The organism is Pseudomonas sp. BS3782 TE3695 (assembly GCF_050435305.1).
Classification (GTDB): Bacteria; Pseudomonadota; Gammaproteobacteria; order Pseudomonadales; family Pseudomonadaceae; genus Aquipseudomonas.
Window position 1 is genome coordinate 1462735 of sequence record NZ_JBNDKB010000001.1, and the last position, 24771, is coordinate 1487505.

18 protein-coding genes, 6 tRNA genes and 3 rRNA genes are annotated in these 24771 nt (G+C 54.7%); 23 read left to right on the forward strand and 4 right to left on the reverse strand.

What is annotated here, in order from left to right:
- Nucleotides 1–55: 55 nt before the first annotated feature.
- Both ABH909_RS06540 and hemJ read right to left on the reverse strand, forming a co-directional pair.
- Nucleotides 56–1024 carry an NAD(P)H-dependent flavin oxidoreductase gene (locus ABH909_RS06540; protein WP_429431418.1) on the reverse strand — a complete coding sequence of 323 codons (969 nt, stop codon included), beginning with the start codon at nucleotides 1022–1024 and terminating at the stop codon, nucleotides 56–58.
- Between the two features lie 33 nt (nucleotides 1025–1057).
- Nucleotides 1058–1489 carry a protoporphyrinogen oxidase HemJ gene (hemJ, locus tag ABH909_RS06545; protein WP_429431421.1) on the reverse strand — a complete coding sequence of 144 codons (432 nt, stop codon included), beginning with the start codon at nucleotides 1487–1489 and terminating at the stop codon, nucleotides 1058–1060.
- A 135-nt stretch (nucleotides 1490–1624) separates the two neighbouring features.
- Here hemJ and argC point away from each other — a divergent pair, with 135 nt between their 5' ends.
- Both argC and erpA read left to right on the forward strand, forming a co-directional pair.
- Nucleotides 1625–2659, forward strand: a complete 1035-nt coding sequence (gene argC, locus ABH909_RS06550; protein WP_429431424.1) for an N-acetyl-gamma-glutamyl-phosphate reductase — start codon at nucleotides 1625–1627, stop codon at nucleotides 2657–2659.
- Between the two features lie 168 nt (nucleotides 2660–2827).
- On the forward strand, nucleotides 2828–3178 hold the full coding sequence (erpA, locus tag ABH909_RS06555; protein WP_007906865.1) for an iron-sulfur cluster insertion protein ErpA: 351 nt from the start codon (nucleotides 2828–2830) through the stop codon (nucleotides 3176–3178).
- Nucleotides 3179–3250: 72 nt separating this feature from the next.
- On the opposite strand, the gene ABH909_RS06560 is transcribed toward erpA, so the two are convergent.
- Together ABH909_RS06560 and ABH909_RS06565 are read right to left on the reverse strand one after the other, a co-directional pair.
- Entirely contained in the window at nucleotides 3251–4342 is a 1092-nt protein-coding gene (locus ABH909_RS06560; RefSeq protein ID WP_429431427.1) for an anhydro-N-acetylmuramic acid kinase, read from the reverse strand.
- A gap of 3 nt (nucleotides 4343–4345) precedes the next feature.
- On the reverse strand, nucleotides 4346–5776 hold the full coding sequence (locus ABH909_RS06565) for a peptidoglycan DD-metalloendopeptidase family protein (protein WP_429431430.1): 1431 nt from the start codon (nucleotides 5774–5776) through the stop codon (nucleotides 4346–4348).
- 210 nt (nucleotides 5777–5986) lie between these two features.
- Here ABH909_RS06565 and tyrS point away from each other — a divergent pair, with 210 nt between their 5' ends.
- The 21 genes from tyrS to rpoB all read left to right on the forward strand — a co-directional run bounded on the left by tyrS (nucleotide 5987) and on the right by rpoB (nucleotide 24719).
- A complete protein-coding gene (gene tyrS, locus ABH909_RS06570) occupies nucleotides 5987–7186 on the forward strand; it encodes a tyrosine--tRNA ligase (protein ID WP_429431433.1) in 1200 nt (399 codons plus the stop codon).
- A gap of 563 nt (nucleotides 7187–7749) precedes the next feature.
- Nucleotides 7750–9286 (forward strand): 16S ribosomal RNA (locus ABH909_RS06575).
- A gap of 82 nt (nucleotides 9287–9368) precedes the next feature.
- Nucleotides 9369–9445, forward strand: a tRNA-Ile gene (locus ABH909_RS06580).
- 30 nt (nucleotides 9446–9475) lie between these two features.
- Nucleotides 9476–9551 (forward strand) — tRNA-Ala (locus ABH909_RS06585).
- A gap of 249 nt (nucleotides 9552–9800) precedes the next feature.
- Nucleotides 9801–12692 (forward strand): 23S ribosomal RNA (locus ABH909_RS06590).
- 154 nt (nucleotides 12693–12846) lie between these two features.
- Nucleotides 12847–12962 (forward strand): 5S ribosomal RNA (rrf, locus tag ABH909_RS06595).
- The 16S, 23S and 5S rRNA genes sit together here with 2 tRNA genes alongside, the layout of an rRNA operon.
- 136 nt (nucleotides 12963–13098) lie before the next feature.
- Nucleotides 13099–14058, forward strand: a complete 960-nt coding sequence (birA, locus tag ABH909_RS06600; protein ID WP_429431437.1) for a bifunctional biotin--[acetyl-CoA-carboxylase] ligase/biotin operon repressor BirA — start codon at nucleotides 13099–13101, stop codon at nucleotides 14056–14058.
- Nucleotides 14048–14797, forward strand: coding sequence for a pantothenate kinase (locus ABH909_RS06605; RefSeq protein ID WP_429431440.1), 750 nt, complete (start codon nucleotides 14048–14050; stop codon nucleotides 14795–14797). The genes birA and ABH909_RS06605 overlap by 11 nt, the downstream gene beginning before the upstream one ends.
- Nucleotides 14798–14804: 7 nt before the next feature.
- The gene (locus tag ABH909_RS06610; RefSeq protein ID WP_429431443.1) at nucleotides 14805–15245 is read left to right on the forward strand and encodes a hypothetical protein; all 441 of its coding nucleotides are present in this window, start codon (nucleotides 14805–14807) and stop codon (nucleotides 15243–15245) included.
- A gap of 142 nt (nucleotides 15246–15387) precedes the next feature.
- A tRNA-Tyr gene (locus ABH909_RS06615) sits at nucleotides 15388–15472 on the forward strand.
- Nucleotides 15473–15496: 24 nt separating this feature from the next.
- Nucleotides 15497–15570 (forward strand) — tRNA-Gly (locus ABH909_RS06620).
- 26 nt (nucleotides 15571–15596) lie between these two features.
- Nucleotides 15597–15672 (forward strand) — tRNA-Thr (locus tag ABH909_RS06625).
- Nucleotides 15673–15756: 84 nt separating this feature from the next.
- Entirely contained in the window at nucleotides 15757–16950 is a 1194-nt protein-coding gene (gene tuf, locus ABH909_RS06630; RefSeq protein ID WP_007896619.1) for an elongation factor Tu, read from the forward strand.
- A 53-nt stretch (nucleotides 16951–17003) separates the two neighbouring features.
- Nucleotides 17004–17079: transfer RNA gene (locus ABH909_RS06635), tRNA-Trp, on the forward strand.
- A 45-nt stretch (nucleotides 17080–17124) separates the two neighbouring features.
- A complete protein-coding gene (gene secE / locus ABH909_RS06640; RefSeq protein ID WP_429431446.1) occupies nucleotides 17125–17493 on the forward strand; it encodes a preprotein translocase subunit SecE in 369 nt (122 codons plus the stop codon).
- A 9-nt stretch (nucleotides 17494–17502) separates the two neighbouring features.
- Nucleotides 17503–18036, forward strand: coding sequence for a transcription termination/antitermination protein NusG (nusG, locus tag ABH909_RS06645; protein WP_007933727.1), 534 nt, complete (start codon nucleotides 17503–17505; stop codon nucleotides 18034–18036).
- Nucleotides 18037–18153: 117 nt separating this feature from the next.
- Entirely contained in the window at nucleotides 18154–18585 is a 432-nt protein-coding gene (gene rplK, locus ABH909_RS06650; protein ID WP_008008888.1) for a 50S ribosomal protein L11, read from the forward strand.
- Nucleotides 18585–19280, forward strand: a complete 696-nt coding sequence (gene rplA / locus ABH909_RS06655; protein ID WP_007896626.1) for a 50S ribosomal protein L1 — start codon at nucleotides 18585–18587, stop codon at nucleotides 19278–19280. Before rplK ends, rplA begins: the two co-directional genes overlap by 1 nt.
- A 198-nt stretch (nucleotides 19281–19478) precedes the next feature.
- Complete coding sequence (gene rplJ, locus ABH909_RS06660) at nucleotides 19479–19979, forward strand: 50S ribosomal protein L10 (protein WP_007896629.1); 501 nt, start codon at nucleotides 19479–19481, stop codon at nucleotides 19977–19979.
- A gap of 80 nt (nucleotides 19980–20059) precedes the next feature.
- Nucleotides 20060–20425, forward strand: coding sequence for a 50S ribosomal protein L7/L12 (rplL, locus tag ABH909_RS06665; protein WP_008073881.1), 366 nt, complete (start codon nucleotides 20060–20062; stop codon nucleotides 20423–20425).
- 220 nt (nucleotides 20426–20645) lie between these two features.
- Nucleotides 20646–24719: a DNA-directed RNA polymerase subunit beta gene (gene rpoB, locus ABH909_RS06670; protein ID WP_007896631.1), complete on the forward strand. Its 4074-nt coding sequence runs from the start codon at nucleotides 20646–20648 to the stop codon at nucleotides 24717–24719.
- Nucleotides 24720–24771 lie beyond the last annotated feature (52 nt).

A 24771-nucleotide genomic window follows, 5' to 3' on the forward strand; every position in this document is an offset into this window, starting at 1 on the left:
GTCGCAAGAGTTTGTAATAGACGGTGTTGCAGCTATGAAGTGTAAGGCCCGCCTGTCAGCGCGGCCAGCGCTTGGGCAACGCTGCCGCCATTTCCAGCGCTTTGCGGTATTCGGCATCGAGACGTGCGACCAGTTGATCGACACTCGGCAGGTCCTCGATTTCTCCGACGCCCTGGCCTGCGGACCACACGGTTTTCCAGGCTTTGGCTTCATCGTTCAATGGCTTGAGCTTGGAGCCGAAGTCCACCTCGCCCTTGCCTTGCAGGGCTGCCATGTCGAACCCGGCGGCCTCAAGGCTGCGGCGCATGAAGCTTGCCGGCACTCCCGACACCGCTGGAGTATGGACGATGTCTGCGGCTCTGGAAGTCAGGAGCATCTCCTTATACGCGTCAGGCGCATGACTTTCCGTGGTGCCGATAAATCGCGTACCGAAGTAGGCCAAATCCGCGCCGAGCAATTGTGCGGCAAGAATTTCATGGCCATGGTTCAGGCAGCCGGCCAGCAACAGGGTCTTGTCGAAAAACTGTCGAATCTCGGCGATCAGCGAAAACGGGCTCCAGGTCCCGGCGTGACCACCGGCGCCCGCAGCCACGGCGATCAAGCCGTCCACACCGGCCTCGGCAGCTTTTTCCGCGTGGCGACGGGTCGTCACGTCATGAAACACCAGGCCGCCATAGCTGTGCACGGCGTCGACCAATTCCTTCACGGCACCGAGGCTAGTGATCACGATCGGAACTTTGTGCTCGATGCAGATCGCCAGATCTGCCTGCAATCGCGGGTTGCTGTTGTGGACGATCAGATTCACTGCATAAGGCGCGGGGTTTTCCAGTATCGCCAGACCTGCTTCGATTTCTTCCAGCCAGGCCTTGAAACCGCTGCTTTCACGCTGGTTCAGCGCAGGAAAGCTGCCCACCACGCCATTACGGCAGCAGGCGAGTACCAGTTCAGGGTTGGAAATCAGGAACATCGGCGCTGCTACCACGGGCAGACGCAAACGTTGTTCGAGCAAAGCGGGCAGCGACATTGGAAGTACCCCGGATGAATGATGCTTGTTGGATTAAAACGGCCGAACGACGACCAGAATTACGATAGCCAGCAATATCAGAACCGGCACTTCATTGAACCAGCGATAAAAGACATGGCTGCGGGTGTTTTCGCCACGGGCAAAACGTTTTACCTGTGCGCCGCACATGTGGTGATAGCCGATCAGGATTACCACCAGGGTCAATTTGGCATGCATCCATGCACCTTGGGTGAAGTAGGCGCTCGGGTTGAGGCTGATCAGCCAGATGCCGAACACCAGGGTGGCGATCATCGCCGGGCCCATGATGCCCCGGTACAGCTTGCGCTCCATGATACTGAAGCGTTCCTTGCTGACGGCGTCTTCGCTTTGGGCGTGATAGACGAACAGGCGTGGCAGGTAAAACAGGCCGGCAAACCAGCAGACCATGCTGACGATATGAAGCGCTTTGAGCCACAGATAAAGCATTTTTGGTTATTCCCAGGTTCACGGTAGCGAAGATAGTAGGGGGTAGAGTGTCCGCACGTCACCTTGACGGTTGTCGCAGGGCCGCGCGGCCCCTATTATCGACGGCTTTCCAGTGGGTTCGTTGAGGGCAGGTTTATGGTCAAGGTCGGTATCGTCGGCGGCACGGGTTACACCGGTGTCGAACTGCTGCGTCTGTTGGCACAGCATCCGCAAGCTGAAGTGGTAGTGATCACTTCCCGATCCGAGGCCGGCCTGGCCGTGGCCGACATGTACCCGAACCTGCGAGGCCATTACGACGGCCTGGCTTTCAGTGTTCCGGACATCAAGACGCTCGGAGCCTGCGATGTGGTGTTCTTCGCCACGCCGCACGGTGTCGCCCATGCCTTGGCGGGTGAGTTGCTGGCTGCCGGGACCAAGGTCATTGACCTGTCGGCAGACTTCCGCCTGCAAGACGCCGATGAGTGGGCCAAATGGTACGGTCAGCCGCACGGCGCGCCGGAACTGTTGGAGGAGGCGGTTTACGGCTTGCCGGAAGTCAATCGTGAACAAATCAAGCAAGCGCGCCTGATCGCTGTGCCGGGTTGCTACCCGACGGCCACGCAATTGGGATTCCTGCCATTGCTTGAAGCCGGTCTGGCCGATACCACTCGTTTGATTGCAGACTGCAAATCCGGCGTCAGCGGTGCCGGCCGTGGTGCTTCTGTAGGTTCGCTGTACTCCGAAACGTCGGAAAGCATGAAGGCTTACGCCGTCAAAGGGCACCGTCACTTGCCGGAAATCCGCCAGGGCCTGCGTCGTGCAGCGGGCAAGGACGTGGGGCTGACCTTCGTTCCGCACCTGACGCCAATGATTCGCGGCATCCACTCGACGCTCTACGCAACTGTTATGGATCGCTCGGTGGATCTGCAGGCGTTGTTCGAAAAGCGCTATGCCAACGAACCGTTCGTCGATGTGATGCCTGCCGGCAGCCATCCGGAAACTCGCAGCGTGCGCGGTGCCAACGTTTGCCGTATTGCCGTGCACCGTCCGCAGGATGGTGATCTGGTGGTGATATTGTCGGTGATCGACAATCTGGTCAAAGGCGCGTCGGGTCAGGCGGTGCAGAACCTGAATATTCTGTTCGGTCTGGATGAGCGTTTGGGTCTGTCCCATGCGGGCATGCTGCCGTAAGGCTTTACCCCGCTCAGCAAAAAGGCCCGTCGAACGGGCCTTTTTGCATTTTGGTCTGACAATTGGGTTGATTGATATACCGTAACAATAGTTGACCGATTTTCTGGGAGAAGCGGATAATGCGCGTCATCACGCATTATGGCGGCGTAACGCCGGGAGATAGTCAGCATGAGCGTCGAATCCTTCACCCCCACGGCTTTGCAATTCACCCACGGTGCCGCGCACAAGGTGAAGAGCCTGGTCGATGAAGAGGGGAATGATCGCTTGAAGCTGCGCGTATTCGTTACGGGCGGCGGTTGTTCAGGGTTTCAATACGGCTTCACCTTCGATGAAGAAGTGGCCGATGACGACACCATCGTCGAGCGCGAAGGCGTCAGCCTGGTGGTCGATCCGATGAGCTTCCAGTACCTGGCAGGTGCCGAAGTGGATTACCAGGAAGGTCTGGAAGGTTCGCGTTTCGTGATCAAGAACCCGAACGCTACCACCACCTGTGGCTGTGGCTCTTCGTTCTCGATCTGATCGCATCCTCAGCATTGCCAGGCGCCGCAGAGTCTCGGGACTTTGCGGCGTTTTGCTGTCTGGGGTTCAGGTTCAGGCGGGATAGATGGCGCCGAGTACACGCAGACCGCGAGCACCGGTGACGCTCGGGCGGTTGGCTGCGATACCTTCCAGGCAGCAATGAGCCAACCAGGCGAAGGCCATGGCTTCGACCCAGTCCGGGTCTACACCATACGCAGCGGTGCTGCCGACTTTCGCATTCGGCAACAGGCTGGCCAAGCGGCGCATCAATGTGCCGTTGTGCGCGCCGCCACCACAGACAAGCAGCTCATCAGTATCCGATTGGGCGCTTTGCAATGACTCGACAATGGTCAATGCCGTCAGCTCAAGCAGCGTGGCCTGTACGTCTTCGGCAGCGAAGGTCGGTAACTGCGACAGATGCTGCATCAGCCATGGAAGATTGAACACTTCGCGACCGGTGCTCTTCGGGCCCTGGGTCACAAAGAATGGATCACTGAGCAGTTCGTTCAACAGAACCGGTTGAACCTTGCCGCTGGCGGCCCATTGACCGTCACGATCAAAGTTATCGCCGCGTTGCTGGTGAATCCAGGCATCCAGCAAGACATTCCCGGGGCCGCAGTCAAACCCGGCGACAGGCTTGCCGGGTTCGATCAGGCTGAGGTTGCTGAACCCGCCGATATTCAATACCGCGCGGTTGCCAGGCTGTTCTTCAAACAGGGCTTCGTGAAAGGCTGGAACCAGTGGCGCGCCTTGTCCGCCGGCGGCGACATCGCGGCTGCGGAAATCGCTGACCACGGTGATGCCGGTCAGCTCGGTGAGTAAGGCAGGGTTGCCGATTTGCACCGTGAACCCACGCGCCGGCTCGTGACGAATAGTCTGGCCGTGGCTGCCAATCGCGCGAATGTCGTCGGGTTTCAGGTTCTGTTGGTCGAGGAGGGTGTGAATGCCCTGTGCGGCTAGTTTCACCCAGTTCTGTTGGGCAATGGCGGAGCGGGCAATCTCGTCCGGGCCGCTGGCGCACAAGCCAAGTAGCTCGGCGCGCAGGGAGTCAGGCATAGGGATGTAATGGGTGGCGATCAGCTTGATCGCCGGGGTTTGCTCGATCAACGCAATGTCCAGGCCATCAAGACTGGTCCCGGACATCACACCTATATAGAGCGCCATGGCTTAGCGTTTACTCGAAGCCAGCTGCGTGGTTTTCTCTTGATCCATGCGTGCCATCAGCGGTTGGCTTTGCGCGAGGAAGCGTGAGCGTTCAGCTTTGGAGATCGGATCAGCCATCGCCACTTTCTGACCCAGCGGGTCGACGTGCACGCCATTGACCTGGAACTCGTAGTGCAAGTGCGGACCGGTGGAGAGGCCGGTGGTGCCGATGTAACCGATCACCTGACCTTGCTTGACGCTGCCGCCAGTCTTAACGCCTTTGGCGAAGCCCTGCATGTGGCCGTATAGCGTGCGGTAGGTATTGCCGTGCTGGATGATCACAGTGTTGCCGTAACCGCCGCGACGGCCCGCCAATAATACTTTGCCGTCACCGGCAGCCTTGATCGGCGTACCGCGTGGTGCGGCGTAATCGACACCCTTGTGGGCACGGATCTTGTTCAGGATCGGGTGCTTGCGGCCCATGGAGAATTTCGAGCTGATGCGGGCGAAGTCTACCGGGGTGCGGATAAACGCCTTGCGCATACTGTTGCCGTCAGCGGTGTAGTAGCTGCTGTTGCCTTGTTTGTTGGTGTAGCGCACCGCCGTATATGTCTTGCCGCGGTTGGTGAAACGTGCGGAGAGGATCGGGCCATTGCCAACAGCTTTGCCATTGACGACCTTCTGCTCGTAAATCACATCGAACTCGTCACCTTGGCGAATATCCTGGGCGAAGTCGACGTCATAGCCAAACACGCTGGCCATATCCATGGTCAGGCTATGGGATAAGCCAGCCCGGGCGGCAGATTGCGACAGCGAGCTGTTGATCACGCCATGAACATAGGCGGAGCGAACGGTGGGCTTGGCGGTAATGCGATTAAACGTATAACCCTTGTCATTCTTGGTCAGGCTGATGCTTTCCGTGTCGCTGACTTTGCTGTGCAAATTGGTCAGCTGGCCATCAGGGCTCAGTTCGAACTCAAGCTTCTGGCCACGTTTTAGCTGGCTGAACTGCCTGGCCTGCTTGTCGCTGGCCAGTACTTCATTCACCGAAGTGGCCGGAAGGCCGACTTTCTCGAACAAAGTCGAAAGTGTGTCGCCTTTGCTGACAATCACTTCCTTATGGCTGGGCGCCTTCTTTTCTTCGACGACTGGCGCGGGAGCAGGAGCGGGGCTCGCCTGGGCAGTTTCTTGAGTGTCTTCGGCGCTGTTTTCGATCTGCGCGAAGGGGGGGGATGCCGGCTCATTTGTGGCTTGGACGGCGTCGACGGCGTCTTGATCTTGTGTCAGTTGTTCTGCAGGGCTTTCCAGCTCAAGACTCAGGGTCGTCTTTTTGGCTTCAACATCACTGGAAGGGAATACCAGAAGCGCCAGGCTGAGAAGGGCGGCGATGCCACTTGCTGCGAGCAGGTGGGTCTTCGGGTAAAGCGGCGGCGCTTTAGACGGTTCTGTGGTCATAGGTAATTTTGACTTTGAAAAGATGAATTGGAAAAGATGAATGACATGATGAAGACGAAATAACTGTATAAAATATAACCAAATCATCTCTTAAGCAAGTCTGCGAGCGCTCTGTCCGTGGATTGGCGTCCGCGCGCCGGGCAAAACTTGTATTTGGTGCGCGATCTTGTATGGTTGTTCCCCTTTGAATCTGAGCCTTGCGGGTCTGTTATGAAGTCGGTTGAAGAGCAGCTAGCGCTGATCAAGCGTGGTGCAGAAGAACTGTTGGTCGAGTCCGAGCTGGTCGAGAAACTCAAGCGTGGCCAGCCATTGCGTATTAAGGCAGGCTTCGATCCGACCGCGCCGGATTTGCACCTGGGTCACACGGTGCTTATTAATAAGCTGCGCCAGTTCCAGGATCTGGGGCACCAGGTGATCTTCCTTATAGGTGACTTCACCGGGATGATCGGTGATCCAAGCGGCAAGAGCGCGACACGTCCTCCGCTCACCCGTGAGCAGGTTCTCGATAATGCGGAGACCTACAAGACTCAAGTCTTCAAGATTCTTGATCCGGCCAAGACTGAAGTGGCGTTCAACTCCACCTGGATGGATCAGATGGGGCCAGCTGACTTCATTCGCCTAACTTCGCAATACACTGTGGCTCGCATGCTCGAGCGCGACGATTTCGACAAGCGCTACACTACCAATCAGCCCATCGCTATTCACGAATTCCTCTATCCGCTGGTACAGGGTTATGACTCGGTAGCGTTGCGCGCGGATGTCGAGCTGGGTGGTACCGATCAAAAGTTCAATCTGCTGATGGGGCGTGAGCTGCAGCGTGGTTATGGTCAAGAGGCTCAATGCATTCTGACCATGCCGCTGCTCGAAGGTCTGGATGGCGTGAAGAAGATGTCCAAGTCGCTGGGCAACTATGTCGGCATTCAGGAAGCGCCGGGTGTCATGTACGGCAAGCTCGTCTCTATTCCAGATGTGCTGATGTGGCGTTACTTCGAATTGCTCAGTTTCCGCTCCATGGAAGAGATCAATGCTTTTCGGGCTGACGTCGAAGCGGGCGCGAATCCGCGTGACATCAAGATCAAGCTGGCCGAAGAGATCGTTGCACGCTTCCATGGTGAAGAGGCAGCAGCCAATGCTCACCGTGCGGCAGGCAACCGTATGAAAGATGGTGAGCTGCCAGATGATCTGCCAGAGATCGAATTGACTGCCGCCGAGGATATGCCGATTGCTGCCGTCCTTAATAAAGCAGGGTTGGTGAAGAACTCTGCAGTGGCGCGCGACCTTCTAGGTTCTGGTGGTGTGCGTATAGATGGTGAGGTTGTCGATCGCACCTTTATATACGTACTGGGCGCGACCCATGTTTGCCAAGCCGGGAAGAAGGCATTTGCGCGTATTACGCTTAAATCCGAATAAAGCTGAAATCAGGGCTTGACGGCAGATTCTGGACGTCTATAATTCGCCCCACTTCCGGCGCAGTCGAAACGGAAAACTCCTTGGTAAACAATGAGTTATGCGGTTTTCGGCAGCGGTTACGCTTCAGTTCATCGAAGCCAGAAGGAGTTGAAAGAGCGGTGTGGTTTGGCTCTTTTGACGGTTCGATCCTCTCGGTCGAAAGCGGAGAAAAAGAGGTGTTGACAGCAGCGAGTAACGCTGTAGAATTCGCCTCCCGCTAACGAGAGATCGGAAGCGCAAGTGGTTGAAGTTGTTGAAGATTCCCAAGCGAAACTTTGAAAACTTCTGAAAATAACCGCTTGACAGTAACAGAGGCTGCTGTAGAATGCGCGCCTCGGTTGAGACGAAAGGTCTTAACCAACCGCTCTTTAACAACTGAATCAAGCAATTCGTGTGGGTGCTTGTGGAGTCAGACTGATAGTCAACAAGATTATCAGCATCACAAGTTACTCCGCGAGAAATCAAAGATGTAACCAACGATTGCTGAGCCAAGTTTAGGGTTTCTTAAAAACCCAAAGATGTTTGAACTGAAGAGTTTGATCATGGCTCAGATTGAACGCTGGCGGCAGGCCTAACACATGCAAGTCGAGCGGTAGAGAGGTGCTTGCACCTCTTGAGAGCGGCGGACGGGTGAGTAATGCCTAGGAATCTGCCTGGTAGTGGGGGATAACGCTCGGAAACGGACGCTAATACCGCATACGTCCTACGGGAGAAAGCAGGGGACCTTCGGGCCTTGCGCTATCAGATGAGCCTAGGTCGGATTAGCTAGTTGGTGAGGTAATGGCTCACCAAGGCGACGATCCGTAACTGGTCTGAGAGGATGATCAGTCACACTGGAACTGAGACACGGTCCAGACTCCTACGGGAGGCAGCAGTGGGGAATATTGGACAATGGGCGAAAGCCTGATCCAGCCATGCCGCGTGTGTGAAGAAGGTCTTCGGATTGTAAAGCACTTTAAGTTGGGAGGAAGGGCAGTTACCTAATACGTAATTGTTTTGACGTTACCGACAGAATAAGCACCGGCTAACTCTGTGCCAGCAGCCGCGGTAATACAGAGGGTGCAAGCGTTAATCGGAATTACTGGGCGTAAAGCGCGCGTAGGTGGTTCGTTAAGTTGGATGTGAAAGCCCCGGGCTCAACCTGGGAACTGCATTCAAAACTGACGAGCTAGAGTATGGTAGAGGGTGGTGGAATTTCCTGTGTAGCGGTGAAATGCGTAGATATAGGAAGGAACACCAGTGGCGAAGGCGACCACCTGGACTGATACTGACACTGAGGTGCGAAAGCGTGGGGAGCAAACAGGATTAGATACCCTGGTAGTCCACGCCGTAAACGATGTCAACTAGCCGTTGGGAGCCTTGAGCTCTTAGTGGCGCAGCTAACGCATTAAGTTGACCGCCTGGGGAGTACGGCCGCAAGGTTAAAACTCAAATGAATTGACGGGGGCCCGCACAAGCGGTGGAGCATGTGGTTTAATTCGAAGCAACGCGAAGAACCTTACCAGGCCTTGACATCCAATGAACTTTCCAGAGATGGATGGGTGCCTTCGGGAACATTGAGACAGGTGCTGCATGGCTGTCGTCAGCTCGTGTCGTGAGATGTTGGGTTAAGTCCCGTAACGAGCGCAACCCTTGTCCTTAGTTACCAGCACGTCATGGTGGGCACTCTAAGGAGACTGCCGGTGACAAACCGGAGGAAGGTGGGGATGACGTCAAGTCATCATGGCCCTTACGGCCTGGGCTACACACGTGCTACAATGGTCGGTACAGAGGGTTGCCAAGCCGCGAGGTGGAGCTAATCCCAGAAAACCGATCGTAGTCCGGATCGCAGTCTGCAACTCGACTGCGTGAAGTCGGAATCGCTAGTAATCGCGAATCAGAATGTCGCGGTGAATACGTTCCCGGGCCTTGTACACACCGCCCGTCACACCATGGGAGTGGGTTGCACCAGAAGTAGCTAGTCTAACCTTCGGGAGGACGGTTACCACGGTGTGATTCATGACTGGGGTGAAGTCGTAACAAGGTAGCCGTAGGGGAACCTGCGGCTGGATCACCTCCTTAATCGACGACATCAGCTGCTCCATAAGTTCCCACACGAATTGCTTGATTCATTGAAGAAGACGATAAGAAGCAGCCCGAAATTGGGTCTGTAGCTCAGTTGGTTAGAGCGCACCCCTGATAAGGGTGAGGTCGGCAGTTCGAATCTGCCCAGACCCACCAATTTTGTGTGGGAAACGCCTGTAGAAATACGGGGCCATAGCTCAGCTGGGAGAGCGCCTGCCTTGCACGCAGGAGGTCAACGGTTCGATCCCGTTTGGCTCCACCACTACTGCTTCTGTTTGTTGAAAGCTTAGAAATGAGCATTCCATCCTGGTGATGGTGAATGTTGATTTCTAGTCTTTGGCTAGATCGTTCTTTAAAAATTTGGGTATGTGATAGAAAGATAGACTGAACACTACTTTCACTGGTAGTGGATCAGGCTAAGGTAAAATTTGTGAGTTGCTCTTTATGAGCAAGCATCGAATTTTCGGCGAATGTCGTCTTCACAGTATAACCAGATTGCTTGGGGTTATATGGTCAAGTGAAGAAGCGCATACGGTGGATGCCTTGGCAGTCAGAGGCGATGAAAGACGTGGTAGCCTGCGAAAAGCTTCGGGGAGTCGGCAAACAGACTTTGATCCGGAGATGTCTGAATGGGGGAACCCACCTAACATAAGTTAGGTATCTTAAGCTGAATACATAGGCTTAAGAAGCGAACCAGGGGAACTGAAACATCTAAGTACCCTGAGGAAAAGAAATCAACCGAGATTCCCTTAGTAGTGGCGAGCGAACGGGGACTAGCCCTTAAGTGGCTTTGAGATTAGCGGAACGCTCTGGAAAGTGCGGCCATAGTGGGTGATAGCCCTGTACGCGAAAATCTCTTGGCCATGAAATCGAGTAGGACGGAGCACGAGAAACTTTGTCTGAATATGGGGGGACCATCCTCCAAGGCTAAATACTACTGACTGACCGATAGTGAACTAGTACCGTGAGGGAAAGGCGAAAAGAACCCCGGAGAGGGGAGTGAAATAGATCCTGAAACCGTATGCGTACAAGCAGTGGGAGCCCACTTTGTTGGGTGACTGCGTACCTTTTGTATAATGGGTCAGCGACTTATTTTCAGTGGCGAGCTTAACCGAATAGGGGAGGCGTAGCGAAAGCGAGTCTTAATAGGGCGTCTAGTCGCTGGGAATAGACCCGAAACCGGGCGATCTATCCATGGGCAGGTTGAAGGTTGGGTAACACTAACTGGAGGACCGAACCGACTACCGTTGAAAAGTTAGCGGATGACCTGTGGATCGGAGTGAAAGGCTAATCAAGCTCGGAGATAGCTGGTTCTCCTCGAAAGCTATTTAGGTAGCGCCTCATGTATCACTGTAGGGGGTAGAGCACTGTTTCGGCTAGGGGGTCATCCCGACTTACCAAACCGATGCAAACTCCGAATACCTACAAGTGCCGAGCATGGGAGACACACGGCGGGTGCTAACGTCCGTCGTGAAAAGGGAAACAACCCAGACCGTCAGCTAAGGTCCCAAAGTTATGGTTAAGTGGGAAACGATGTGGGAAGGCTTAGACAGCTAGGAGGTTGGCTTAGAAGCAGCCACCCTTTAAAGAAAGCGTAATAGCTCACTAGTCGAGTCGGCCTGCGCGGAAGATGTAACGGGGCTCAAACCATACACCGAAGCTACGGGTATCACTTAGGTGATGCGGTAGAGGAGCGTTCTGTAAGCCTGTGAAGGTGAGTTGAGAAGCTTGCTGGAGGTATCAGAAGTGCGAATGCTGACATGAGTAACGACAATGGGTGTGAAAAACACCCACGCCGAAAGACCAAGGTTTCCTGCGCAACGTTAATCGACGCAGGGTTAGTCGGTCCCTAAGGCGAGGCTGAAAAGCGTAGTCGATGGAAAACAGGTTAATATTCCTGTACTTCTGGTTATTGCGATGGAGGGACGGAGAAGGCTAGGCCAGCTTGGCGTTGGTTGTCCAAGTTTAAGGTGGTAGGCTGGAATCTTAGGTAAATCCGGGATTCTAAGGCCGAGAGCTGATGACGAGTGTTCTTTTAGAACACGAAGTGGTTGATGCCATGCTTCCAAGAAAAGCTTCTAAGCTTCAGGTAACCAGGAACCGTACCCCAAACCGACACAGGTGGTTGGGTAGAGAATACCAAGGCGCTTGAGAGAACTCGGGTGAAGGAACTAGGCAAAATGGCACCGTAACTTCGGGAGAAGGTGCGCCGGTGAGGGTGAAGCATTTACTGCGTAAGCCCACGCCGGTCGAAGATACCAGGCCGCTGCGACTGTTTATTAAAAACACAGCACTCTGCAAACACGAAAGTGGACGTATAGGGTGTGACGCCTGCCCGGTGCCGGAAGGTTAATTGATGGGGTTAGCTAACGCGAAGCTCTTGATCGAAGCCCCGGTAAACGGCGGCCGTAACTATAACGGTCCTAAGGTAGCGAAATTCCTTGTCGGGTAAGTTCCGACCTGCACGAATGGCGTAACGATGGCGGCGCTGTCTCCACCCGAGACTCAGTGAAATTGAAATCGCTGTGAAGATGCAGTGTATCCGCGGCTAGACGGAAAGACCCCGTGAACCTTTACTATAGCTTTGCACTGGACTTTGAATTTGCTTGTGTAGGATAGGTGGGAGGCTTTGAAGCGTGGACGCCAGTTCGCGTGGAGCCAACCTTGAAATACCACCCTGGCAACTTTGAGGTTCTAACTCAGGTCCGTTATCCGGATCGAGGACAGTGTATGGTGGGTAGTTTGACTGGGGCGGTCTCCTCCTAAAGAGTAACGGAGGAGTACGAAGGTGCGCTCAGACCGGTCGGAAATCGGTCGTAGAGTATAAAGGCAAAAGCGCGCTTGACTGCGAGACAGACACGTCGAGCAGGTACGAAAGTAGGTCTTAGTGATCCGGTGGTTCTGTATGGAAGGGCCATCGCTCAACGGATAAAAGGTACTCCGGGGATAACAGGCTGATACCGCCCAAGAGTTCATATCGACGGCGGTGTTTGGCACCTCGATGTCGGCTCATCACATCCTGGGGCTGAAGCCGGTCCCAAGGGTATGGCTGTTCGCCATTTAAAGTGGTACGCGAGCTGGGTTTAGAACGTCGTGAGACAGTTCGGTCCCTATCTGCCGTGGACGTTTGAGATTTGAGAGGGGCTGCTCCTAGTACGAGAGGACCGGAGTGGACGAACCTCTGGTGTTCCGGTTGTCACGCCAGTGGCATTGCCGGGTAGCTATGTTCGGAATAGATAACCGCTGAAAGCATCTAAGCGGGAAACTAGCCTCAAGATGAGATCTCACTGGGACCTTGAGTCCCCTGAAGGGCCGTCGAAGACTACGACGTTGATAGGTTGGGTGTGTAAGCGCTGTGAGGCGTTGAGCTAACCAATACTAATTGCCCGTGAGGCTTGACCATATAACACCCAAGCAATTTGCTGACCTGAAGAGGCACCAGATTGCGGTGTGTGAAGACGCAAGAACCGAAAGTTCGATATTCACAAAACACCAGGCTATCACCTACCCAATTTGCTGAAGCGCGGCCACCAGGCCACGACTCGGTACCCGAATTTCTTGACGACCATAGAGCATTGGAACCACCTGATCCCATCCCGAACTCAGCAGTGAAACGATGCATCGCCGATGGTAGTGTGGGGTTTCCCCATGTGAGAGTAGGTCATCGTCAAGATCAAATTCCGAAACCCCTATCTGCGTACGCAGGTAGGGGTTTTGTTTTGTCCGCAGGAAAATCTCGCTTGTAGGGTTTCTATGCAACAGCCTGGGGCATGGCTATCATGCGGGCCTCATTGTGAGGCGAGACTTGCATGCTGACCTTGTTAAAGCTTCTTAAGGATGGTCGATTCCATTCGGGCCAGGCTCTGGGTGCTGCCTTGGGCGTCAGTCGTAGCGCTGTATGGAAGCAGCTTCAGCACTTAGAAGCTGAGCTCGGTTTATCCATTCATAAAGTGCGCGGTCGCGGCTATCAACTGGCTGCGCCATTGACACTGCTTGATCCTGCGGAAATAAGCGCGCGGTCGCCTTCTTGTGAGTGGCCCATTCTGGTCCTCGATTCAATTGACTCTACAAACGCTGAGGCCTTGCGCGCTATCGAGCGTGGCCAGCCGGCACCCTTTCTGGTGCTTGCTGAGCGGCAAACGGCCGGTCGCGGACGGCGTGGGCGCAAATGGGTGAGCCCATTCGCGGAAAACATCTATTACAGCCTGGTGCTGCGCATTGATGGTGGGATGCGGCAGCTGGAGGGCTTGAGTCTTGTCGTTGGGCTTGCCGTTATGCAAGCCTTGCGGGGGCTTGGCATCTCTGGTGTGGGGTTGAAATGGCCGAATGATGTGCTTGTGGGGCAGCAAAAAATTGCTGGAATACTGCTCGAGTTAGTGGGGGATCCTGCTGATGTGTGTCACGTGGTTATCGGTGTCGGAATCAATGTGAACATGCAACTGACCGATGAGGTTGATCAGCAATGGACATCCATGCGCCTGGAGTCGGGTCAGGCGGTTGATCGCAATCATCTGGTTGCGGAGCTAGGGCTAATGCTTCAGACCTATCTAAATCGTCACCAGGCGAGCGGATTTTCGGCTATTCAGGCGGAATGGGAGCAAAATCATCTATGGCAGGGTCGGGCGGTGTCATTGATTGCCGGTGTTAATCAGATAGATGGAGAAGTCCTGGGTATCGATAGTCAGGGTGCCTTGCGCTTGAAGGTGGATGGTGTGGAGAAGGTTTTTAGTGGTGGCGAGCTCAGTCTGAGGTTGCGTGATGATTCTTGAGCTCGATTGTGGAAACAGTTTCATCAAGTGGCGGGTGCTTGGCGAGGATCTCCGGCGGGTGGTTGGCGAGGGGGTCGTTGATTCGAATTTCGCGTTGCTGGAGAGTTTGAAAGGGCTCAAAGGGCTCGCTCTCATGCATTGTCGGTTGGTCAGCGTCAGAACCGCCGAAGAAACCAATGTGCTGATCTCTCTGCTGGCTGATGCTTTCGGTGTTTCCGTAGTGTGCGCGGCACCGGCTCGTGAAATGTCCGGTGTTCGAAATGGCTATGAGGAATTTGAGCGGTTAGGGCTTGATCGCTGGCTTGCAATGCTGGGAGGCTTTCATCTGGCTGCGGGCGCTTGTCTGGTGCTCGACTTTGGTACGGCCGTTACGGCTGACTTTATTGCTGGGGATGGTGAGCATCTCGGAGGATTTATCTGTCCGGGGATGCCTTTGCTGCGCAATCAGTTGCGTACCCATACCCGTAGAATCCGCTATGGAGATCTTGCTGCCGAGCGCGCTTTGGAGAGTCTTGTTCCAGGGCGCACAACCGTCGAAGCGGTCGAGCGAGGTTGTTTGCTAATGTTGAGGGGGTTTGTCCTGACTCAGCTGGAGTTGGCGCGCAGCTATTGGGGAGAGGATTTCGCAGTCTTCCTGACTGGAGGGGACGCTGATCTGGTCTCCGAAATTGTGCCCGAGGCCAGAGTGGTTCCAGACCTGGTATTTGTAGGTTTGGCGATGGCGTGTCCTTTGTCCTGAGGTTTTTATGCGTTGGTTGTTCCTGCTGTTGCTTGTTCTCAATGTGTTCTATTACGTCTGGCACCAACAGGAGGCTCCACTTCGCGCGAAAGATGTAACTCCCTTGAGTTTGTATCGCGGCTCGCAGCAGGATATTCGTTTATTGAGCGAAGCAACTGATACGGCTCGAGACAAAGGAAAATCTACGCAGGCGGATGGCAATTGTCTCTATCTGGGTGGTTCTGCCCGGCAGGATGTCGCCCAGGTAATCGAGCGTCGATTGAGTGATATGGATATCAAGTTTCAGCCCTTGCCGAAGGATCGCCCCGAATATGCTGGTTACTGGGTGCGCATATCCCCGGAAAGCCGGCGTTTGTTGGGTGACTCGCAGTTGCAAAACCTTTCTAGAGAATTCAACGAGTTAAAACATAAAATAATGCCGTGTGAGGGGGTTGCACCCGCCGAATAGTTTGCATAGAATGGCGCCCGCTTCGCAGTGAAGACCTTTAATGGTTGGCAGTGTGAAGCGAGGTCAATGCAGCTAACCTCAGGTTTTTAATGAGAAAATGCTTGACAGAAGGCTGGCATGATATAGAATGCCGGCTCGCTTAGGAGGGGTTCCCGAGCGGCCAAAGGGATCAGACTGTAAATCTGACGTCTACGACTTCGAAGGTTCGAATCCTTCCCCCTCCACCATTTTTAGCGAGAGCTGCAAGCTCCGCGGGTATAGTTTAGTGGTAGAACCTCAGCCTTCCAAGCTGATGATGCGGGTTCGATTCCCGCTACCCGCTCCAGGTTTGCAGGTCCTGCAAAGTGTTACGCTCTTGTAGCTCAGTTGGTAGAGCACACCCTTGGTAAGGGTGAGGTCAGCGGTTCAAATCCGCTCAAGAGCTCCATATAACAAGGCAGATATGAAAATATCTGCCTTTGTTTTAATGGTTGATAGTACTTGCTTAATTCTTCTGCTAGGGGTGATTTCGATGGCTAAGGAAAAGTTCGAGCGTAACAAGCCGCACGTCAACGTTGGCACCATTGGTCACGTAGACCATGGCAAGACGACTTTGACTGCCGCTCTGACCCGTGTCTGCTCCGAAGTGTTCGGTTCGGCAAAGGTTGACTTCGACAAGATCGATAGCGCCCCAGAAGAAAAAGCTCGTGGTATCACCATTAACACTGCTCACGTTGAGTACGATTCGGCTGTGCGTCACTACGCTCACGTCGACTGCCCGGGGCACGCTGACTATGTGAAGAACATGATCACCGGTGCAGCGCAGATGGATGGTGCGATTCTGGTTTGCTCGGCCGCTGATGGTCCGATGCCGCAAACCCGTGAGCACATCCTGTTGTCCCGTCAGGTTGGTGTTCCGTACATCGTTGTCTTCCTGAACAAGGCTGACATGGTTGACGATGCTGAACTGTTGGAACTGGTTGAGATGGAAGTGCGTGATCTGCTGAGCACTTACGATTTCCCAGGTGACGACACTCCGATCATTATTGGTTCGGCGCTGATGGCGCTGAATGGTCAAGACGACAACGAGATGGGTACTACTGCCGTCAAGAAGTTGGTCGAGACTCTGGATAGCTATATTCCGCAGCCTGAGCGTGCTATCGATAAGCCGTTCCTGATGCCGATCGAGGATGTGTTCTCGATCTCCGGTCGCGGTACTGTTGTGACTGGTCGTGTTGAGCGTGGCATTGTCCGCATTCAGGAAGAAGTCGAGATTGTTGGTCTTCGTGATACTGTCAAAACTACTTGCACTGGTGTTGAAATGTTCCGCAAGCTGCTCGACGAAGGTCGTGCGGGTGAGAACTGCGGTGTTTTGCTGCGTGGTACCAAGCGTGATGATGTTGAGCGTGGCCAGGTTTTGGTCAAGCCCGGCACCGTCAAGCCGCATACCAAGTTCACTGCTGAGGTTTACGTTCTGAGCAAAGAAGAAGGCGGTCGTCACACTCCGTTCTTCAAAGGCTACCGTCCACAGTTCTACTTCCGTACAACTGATGTGACTGGTAACTGCGAGCTGCCAGAAGGTGTTGAAATGGTGATGCCGGGTGATAACGTTCAAATGACCGTTACCCTGATCAAAACCATCGCGATGGAAGATGGTCTGCGTTTCGCTATCCGTGAGGGCGGTCGTACCGTCGGCGCTGGTGTCGTAGCAAAAGTCATCGAGTAAGTTGTTGTAATGTCTTTTTCGGGCCGGCATAATGGTCGGCCTGATTTTGTTTTAGGTCAGTAGCTCAATTGGCAGAGCGACGGTCTCCAAAACCGTAGGTTGGGGGTTCGATTCCCTCCTGACCTGCCAGATTCACTTGGTGTGTCTGGCTTTCTTTTCACAGGATCTTCATAGATGACTCCTAAAGCTGAAGCTCAAGGCTCTCGCTTCGATCTGCTCAAGTGGCTAGTAGTAGTCGCTTTGGTGGTTGTTGGCGTTGTTGGCAATCAGTATTACTCTGCTTCGCCGATCCTGTACCGCGTACTCGCTTTGCTTGTCATTGCTGCTGTAGCTGCCTTTGTAGGCCTGCAGACAGTCAAGGGCAAGTCTTTCTTTGTACTGGTTAAGGAAGCTCGCGCCGAGATTCGTAAAGTCGTTTGGCCAACTCGCCAAGAAACCACGCAGACCACGCTGATTGTTGTGGCTGTTGTTCTGGTTATGGCGTTGCTGTTGTGGGGGCTTGATTCCCTGCTCGGCTGGCTTGTTTCCTTGATTGTCGGCTAAGGGTGTCCCGTGGCTAAGCGTTGGTACGTTGTGCATGCTTACTCCGGTTACGAGAAGCATGTCATGCGCTCGTTGATAGAGCGCGTAAAGCTGGCTGGCATGGAAGATGGCTTTGGCGAAATTCTGGTTCCCACTGAAGAAGTGGTTGAAATGCGTAATGGCCAGAAACGCAAAAGCGAGCGTAAGTTCTTCCCAGGTTATGTGCTGGTCCAGATGGACATGAATGAGGGTACTTGGCACTTGGTCAAGGATACTCCTCGGGTGATGGGTTTCATCGGCGGTACTGCTGATAAACCTGCACCAATCACAGATAAAGAGGCAGAAGCGATTCTGCGTCGCGTTGCTGATGGTAGCGACAAGCCGAAGCCGAAAACGTTGTTCGAGCCAGGCGAGTCGGTACGTGTCAATGACGGGCCGTTTGCTGATTTTACTGGCACGGTAGAAGAAGTTAACTACGAGAAGAGCCGGATCCAAGTGGCAGTGCTCATTTTCGGTCGCTCTACTCCGGTAGAGCTAGAGTTCAGCCAGGTCGAAAAAGTCTAGCTGAGCAAGCATCCCAACCCCGCAGCCCCAGGCTGTGGGGTTTTGTCGTCACTGGGATAAACGCGCAAGTAACCGGGGAGCCTTTCGAGGCGTTCGAACCCGTAATTGGAGTGCCTCATGGCCAAGAAGATTACCGCTTACATCAAGCTGCAAGTGAAGGCCGCTCAGGCTAACCCAAGCCCACCTGTTGGTCCTGCTCTGGGTCAGCACGGCGTGAACATTATGGAATTCTGCAAGGCTTTCAACGCCCGCACCCAGGGTATTGAGCCAGGCTTGCCGACTCCAGTGATCATCACTGTCTACAGCGACCGTAGCTTCACTTTTGAAACCAAATCCACACCTGCTTCGGTTCTGCTGAAGAAGGCTGCTGGTCTGACTAGCGGTTCCGCTCGTCCGAACACCGTTAAGGTTGGCACCGTGACCCGTGCTCAGCTGGAAGAAATCGCGAAAACCAAAAACGCGGATCTGACTGCAGCTGATATGGAAGCAGCCGTGCGTACTATCGCCGGTTCTGCTCGTAGCATGGGCCTTAACGTGGAGGGTGTGTAATGGCTAAGTTGACCAAGCGTCAAAAGGCTATCGCCGGCAAAATCGAAGCAGGCAAGTCCTACAACTTTGTAGACGCTGCTGCTCTGCTGGCTGAGCTGTCGACTGTCAAGTTCAGCGAGTCGTTCGACGTTGCTGTGAACCTGGGTGTTGACCCGCGTAAATCCGACCAGGTCGTTCGTAGCGCTACCGTGCTGCCACACGGCACTGGTAAGACTGTTCGCGTTGCTGTGTTCACCCAAGGTCCAGCTGCCGAGGCTGCTCTGGCTGCCGGCGCTGACCGTGTAGGTATGGACGACCTGGCTGCCGAAATGAAAGGCGGCGACCTGAACTACGACGTAGTTATCGCATCCCCGGATGCCATGCGCGTTGTTGGTCAGTTGGGTCAGATCCTGGGCCCACGCGGCCTGATGCCTAACCCTAAAGTCGGCACTGTAACTCCAGACGTAGCTACCGCGGTTAAAAACGCCAAGGCTGGTCAGGTTCGTTATCGCACCGACAAAAACGGCATCATCCACACCTCCGTTGGCAAAGTCGGCTTCGATGCCGTCAAGCTGAAGGAAAACGTTGAAGCCCTGATCGCTGATCTGAAGCGTATCAAGCCAGCTTCCTCGAAAGGTATTTACGTCAAGCGCGTTACCCTGAGCACCACCATGGGTCCAGGTCTGGTCATCGACCAAGGCTCGCTCGACGCGTAAGACACAGATTGGCGCAAGCGATTGCGCCAATTGAAAGATTGGGGTCCCTGCCTGGCGGGGGCTATCCAAGACCGTAGGCGACGCAAGTCTTAAACCTCAAGCCTACGCAGATGGTGCTCCCGGTTCCTTACCGAATCAGACACCAAAACGACATCCGGCTTCGGTTGGATGAAACGGTAACAAGCAGGAGTTAAACCCGTGGCAATTAAACTCGAAGACAAGAAGGCCATCGTCGCTGAAGTCAACGAGGCTGCCAATGTTGCCCTGTCTGCTGTTGTGGCTGATGCCCGCGGCGTGACAGTTGGCGCTATGACCGGACTCCGTAAAGAGGCTCGTGAAGCTGGCGTTTACGTACGTGTTGTACGTAACACCCTGCTCAAGCGCGCCGTTGCTGGCACTCAATATGACGTGCTCAACGACGTGTTCACCGGCCCGACCTTGATTGCATTTTCGAAAGAACATCCGGGCGCTGCTGCTCGTATCTTCAAAGAATTCGCAAAAGGTCAGGATAAGTTCGAGATCAAGGCGGCTGCGTTCGAGGGCAAGTTCCTCGCAGCTAATCAGATCGACGTGCTGGCAAGTCTGCCGACCCGTGACGAAGCAATTTCTCAGCTGATGAGCGTGATTCAAGGCGCAACCAGCAAATTGGCTCGTACTCTGGCGGCCCTTCGCGACCAGAAAGAAGCTGCTGCAGCCTAAGGCTGAGCGACTCCTTTCAGCGTTTATTGTTTATTTCGATGGCCGCTTAGGCTGTCACCCCAATACAGGAATTTATAGTCATGTCTCTGACTAACGACCAAATCATCGAAGCAATCGGCGAAAAATCCGTTCTGGAAATCGTTGAGCTGATCAAGGCCATGGAAGAGAAGTTCGGCGTTTCCGCTGCCGCTGCTTCCGCTGGTCCAGCTGCTGTTGCTGCCGTTGTTGAAGAACAAACTGAATTCAACGTCATGCTGACCGAAGCTGGCGAGAAGAAAGTTAACGTGATCAAGGCAGTACGTGAACTGACCGGTCTGGGCCTGAAAGAAGCCAAGGCTGTAGTTGACGGCGCTCCTGCCATGGTTCTGGAAGCTGTTTCGAAAGACGCAGCTGACAAAGCCAAAGCAACTCTGGAAGAAGCAGGCGCTAAAGTCGAGCTGAAGTAAGCATCGACTTTGCACCTCCAGCCCGAGCGTTAAGCGAAAGGCTGATGGCTGGTGGCTCTTGCCACCGGCCTTTTTCCGTTATTGGCAGCCGACTGGGTCGGTGCTGGTAACGAGCTGTAACCACCCGATGCGGTGGCGCAAACCATGGGGTTTGCACGATTTTCTGGCTGCTCCCGTCGGGAGGGGCCAAACAAGCAGGTGACCAAGCTGGGGAACGCTGATGGCTTACTCATATACTGAGAAAAAACGTATCCGCAAGGACTTTAGCAAGTTGCCGGACGTCATGGATGTGCCGTACCTCCTGGCCATCCAGCTGGATTCGTATCGTGAATTCTTGCAAGCGGGAGCGACTAAAGATCAGTTCCGCGACGTGGGCCTGCATGCGGCCTTCAAATCCGTTTTCCCGATCATCAGCTACTCCGGCAATGCTGCGCTGGAGTACGTCGGTTATCGCCTGGGCGAGCCGGCATTTGATGTCAAAGAATGCGTATTGCGCGGTGTAACTTACGCCGTACCTTTGCGGGTAAAAGTGCGCCTGATCATTTTCGACAAAGAATCGTCGAACAAAGCGATCAAGGACATCAAAGAGCAAGAAGTCTACATGGGTGAAATCCCCCTGATGACTGAAAACGGTACCTTCGTAATTAACGGTACCGAGCGTGTAATCGTTTCCCAGCTGCACCGTTCCCCGGGCGTGTTCTTCGACCACGACCGTGGCAAGACGCACAGCTCCGGCAAACTGCTGTACTCCGCGCGCATCATTCCTTACCGCGGTTCGTGGCTGGACTTCGAGTTCGACCCGAAAGACTGCGTGTTCGTGCGTATCGACCGTCGTCGCAAGCTGCCTGCATCGGTATTGCTGCGCGCGCTGGGCTATACCACTGAAGAAGTGTTGGACGCGTTCTACACCACCAACGTCTTCCACGTGCAAGGTGAAAACCTCAGCCTGGAACTGGTGCCTCAGCGCCTGCGTGGTGAAATTGCTGTCCTGGATATCCTGGATGACAAAGGCAAGGTTATTGTCGAGCAAGGTCGTCGTATCACTGCTCGCCACATCAACCAGCTGGAAAAAGCAGGGATCAAAGAGCTGCAGGTGCCTCTGGACTACGTCTTGGGCCGCACTACCGCCAAGGTCATCGTGCATCCGGCAACCGGCGAAATCCTGGCAGAGTGCAACACCGAACTGAACACCGAAATCCTGGCAAAAATCGCCAAGGCTCAGGTTGTTCGCATCGAAACTCTGTACACCAACGATATCGACTGCGGTCCGTTCGTCTCCGACACTCTGAAGATCGACTCCACCAGCAACCAATTGGAAGCGCTGGTCGAGATCTATCGCATGATGCGTCCTGGCGAGCCGCCAACCAAAGACGCTGCCGAAACCCTGTTCAACAACCTGTTCTTCAGCCCTGAGCGCTATGACCTGTCTGCGGTCGGCCGGATGAAGTTCAACCGTCGTATCGGTCGTACCGAGATCGAAGGTTCGGGCGTGTTGTGCAAGGAAGACATCGTCGCGGTACTGAAGACTCTGGTCGACATCCGTAACGGTAAAGGCATCGTCGATGACATCGACCACCTGGGTAACCGTCGTGTTCGCTGCGTAGGCGAAATGGCCGAGAACCAGTTCCGCGTTGGCCTGGTGCGTGTTGAGCGTGCGGTCAAAGAGCGTCTGTCGATGGCTGAAAGCGAAGGCCTGATGCCGCAAGACCTGATCAACGCCAAGCCAGTGGCTGCGGCGGTGAAAGAGTTCTTCGGTTCCAGCCAGCTTTCCCAGTTCATGGACCAGAACAACCCGCTGTCCGAGATCACCCACAAGCGTCGTGTCTCTGCACTCGGCCCTGGCGGTTTGACTCGTGAGCGTGCTGGCTTTGAAGTGCGTGACGTACACCCGACTCACTACGGTCGTGTATGCCCGATTGAAACGCCGGAAGGTCCGAACATCGGTCTGATCAACTCCTTGGCTGCCTATGCGCGCACCAACCAGTACGGCTTCCTCGAGAGCCCGTACCGTGTGGTGAAAGACGCTTTGGTCACCGACGAGATCGTGTTCCTGTCCGCCATCGAAGAAGCTGATCACGTGATCGCTCAGGCTTCGGCCACGATGAACGACAAGAAAGTCCTGATCGACGAGCTGGTAGCTGTTCGTCACTTGAACGAGTTCACCGTCAAGGCGCCGGAAGACGTCACCTTGATGGACGTATCGCCCAAGCAGGTAGTTTCGGTTGCAGCGTCGCTGATCCCGTTCCTCGAGCACGACGACGCCAACCGTGCGTTGATGGGTTCGAACATGCAGCGTCAAGCTGTACCAACGCTGCGCGCTGACAAGCCGCTGGTCGGTACCGGCATGGAGCGTAACGTAGCCCGTGATTCCGGCGTTTGCGTCGTGGCTCGTCGTGGCGGCGTGATCGACTCCGTCGACGCCAGCCGTATTGTGGTTCGTGTTGCTGATGATGAAGTTGAAACCGGCGAAGCTGGTGTCGACATCTACAACCTGACCAAGTACACCCGCTCCAACCAGAACACCTGCATCAACCAGCGTCCGCTGGTGAGCAAGGGTGATCGGGTTCAGCGCAGCGACATCATGGCCGACGGTCCGTCCACCGACATGGGTGAACTGGCTCTGGGTCAGAACATGCGCATCGCGTTCATGGCATGGAACGGCTTCAACTTCGAAGACTCCATCTGCCTGTCCGAGCGTGTTGTTCAGGAAGACCGTTTCACCACGATCCACATTCAGGAACTGACCTGTGTGGCACGTGACACCAAGCTTGGGCCAGAGGAAATCACTGCAGACATCCCGAACGTGGGTGAAGCTGCACTGAACAAGCTGGACGAAGCCGGTATCGTTTACGTAGGTGCTGAAGTTGGCGCAGGCGACATCCTGGTGGGTAAGGTCACTCCGAAAGGCGAGACCCAACTGACTCCGGAAGAAAAACTGCTGCGTGCCATCTTCGGTGAAAAAGCCAGCGACGTTAAAGACACTTCCCTGCGTGTGCCTACCGGCACCAAGGGCACTGTCATCGACGTACAGGTCTTCACCCGTGACGGCGTTGAGCGTGATGCTCGTGCACTGTCGATCGAGAAGACTCAACTCGACGAGATCCGCAAGGACCTGAACGAAGAGTTCCGTATCGTTGAAGGCGCCACTTTCGAACGTCTGCGTTCCGCTCTGGTCGGCCACAAAGCCGAAGGCGGCGCCGGTCTGAAGAAAGGTCAGGAAATCACCGACGAAGTTCTCGACGGTCTTGAGCATGGTCAGTGGTTCAAACTGCGCATGGCTGAAGATGCTCTGAACGAGCAGCTCGAGAAGGCTCAGGCCTACATCGTTGATCGCCGCCGTCTGCTGGACGACAAGTTCGAAGACAAGAAGCGCAAACTGCAGCAGGGCGATGACCTGGCTCCAGGCGTGCTGAAAATCGTCAAGGTTTACCTGGCAATCCGTCGTCGCATCCAGCCGGGCGACAAGATGGCCGGTCGTCACGGTAACAAAGGTGTGGTCTCCGTGATCATGCCGGTTGAAGACATGCCGCACGATGCCAATGGCACCCCGGTAGACGTCGTCCTCAACCCGTTGGGCGTACCTTCGCGTATGAACGTTGGTCAGATCCTTGAAACTCACCTGGGTCTCGCGGCCAAAGGTTTGGGCGAGAAGATCAACCGGATGGTCGAAGAGCAGCGTAAGGTTGCTGAACTTCGCACCTTCCTGGACGAGATCTACAACCAGATCGGCGGTCGTAACGAAGATCTGGATAGCTTCTCCGACCAGGAAATCCTGGATCTGGCGAAGAACCTGCGTGGCGGCGTACCAATGGCCACTCCAGTGTTCGACGGCGCCAAGGAAAGCGAAATCAAGGCCATGCTGAAACTGGCAGACCTGCCAGAAAGCGGCCAGATGCAGCTGACCGACGGCCGTACCGGCAACAAGTTCGAGCGCCCGGTTACTGTTGGCTACATGTATATGCTGAAGCTGAACCACTTGGTAGACGACAAGATGCACGCTCGTTCTACCGGTTCGTACAGCCTGGTTACCCAGCAGCCGCTGGGTGGTAAGGCACAGTTCGGTGGTCAGCGTTTCGGGGAGATGGAGGTCTGGGCACTGGAAGCATACGGTGCTGCTTACACTCTGCAAGAAATGCTCACAGTGAAGTCGGACGATGTGAACGGTCGGACCAAGATGTACAAAAACATCGTGGACGGCGATCACCGTATGGAGCCGGGCATGCCCGAGTCCTTCAACGTGTTGATCAAAGAAATTCGTTCCCTCGGCATCGATATCGATCTGGAAACCGAATAACACGTGACGCGAATCGAGAGCGGGGCAGGATTGCCCGCTCTCTGCTCCGCCA

Bases quoted from the DNA above. Each gene is read 5' to 3' on its own strand.
- birA (WP_429431437.1), top strand. From the start codon at position 13,099: ATGCTGACCTTGTTAAAGCTTCTTAAGGATGGTCGATTCCATTCGGGC.
- rplK (WP_008008888.1), top strand. From the start codon at position 18,154: ATGGCCAAGAAGATTACCGCTTACATCAAGCTGCAAGTGAAGGCCGCT.
- ABH909_RS06610 (WP_429431443.1), top strand. From the start codon at position 14,805: ATGCGTTGGTTGTTCCTGCTGTTGCTTGTTCTCAATGTGTTCTATTAC.
- rplA (WP_007896626.1), top strand. From the start codon at position 18,585: ATGGCTAAGTTGACCAAGCGTCAAAAGGCTATCGCCGGCAAAATCGAA.
- ABH909_RS06540 (WP_429431418.1), bottom strand. From the start codon at position 1,024: ATGTCGCTGCCCGCTTTGCTCGAACAACGTTTGCGTCTGCCCGTGGTA.
- erpA (WP_007906865.1), top strand. From the start codon at position 2,828: ATGAGCGTCGAATCCTTCACCCCCACGGCTTTGCAATTCACCCACGGT.
- tyrS (WP_429431433.1), top strand. From the start codon at position 5,987: ATGAAGTCGGTTGAAGAGCAGCTAGCGCTGATCAAGCGTGGTGCAGAA.
- ABH909_RS06605 (WP_429431440.1), top strand. From the start codon at position 14,048: ATGATTCTTGAGCTCGATTGTGGAAACAGTTTCATCAAGTGGCGGGTG.
- tuf (WP_007896619.1), top strand. From the start codon at position 15,757: ATGGCTAAGGAAAAGTTCGAGCGTAACAAGCCGCACGTCAACGTTGGC.
- hemJ (WP_429431421.1), bottom strand. From the start codon at position 1,489: ATGCTTTATCTGTGGCTCAAAGCGCTTCATATCGTCAGCATGGTCTGC.
- ABH909_RS06565 (WP_429431430.1), bottom strand. From the start codon at position 5,776: ATGACCACAGAACCGTCTAAAGCGCCGCCGCTTTACCCGAAGACCCAC.
- argC (WP_429431424.1), top strand. From the start codon at position 1,625: ATGGTCAAGGTCGGTATCGTCGGCGGCACGGGTTACACCGGTGTCGAA.
- rplL (WP_008073881.1), top strand. From the start codon at position 20,060: ATGTCTCTGACTAACGACCAAATCATCGAAGCAATCGGCGAAAAATCC.
- secE (WP_429431446.1), top strand. From the start codon at position 17,125: ATGACTCCTAAAGCTGAAGCTCAAGGCTCTCGCTTCGATCTGCTCAAG.
- rpoB (WP_007896631.1), top strand. From the start codon at position 20,646: ATGGCTTACTCATATACTGAGAAAAAACGTATCCGCAAGGACTTTAGC.
- ABH909_RS06560 (WP_429431427.1), bottom strand. From the start codon at position 4,342: ATGGCGCTCTATATAGGTGTGATGTCCGGGACCAGTCTTGATGGCCTG.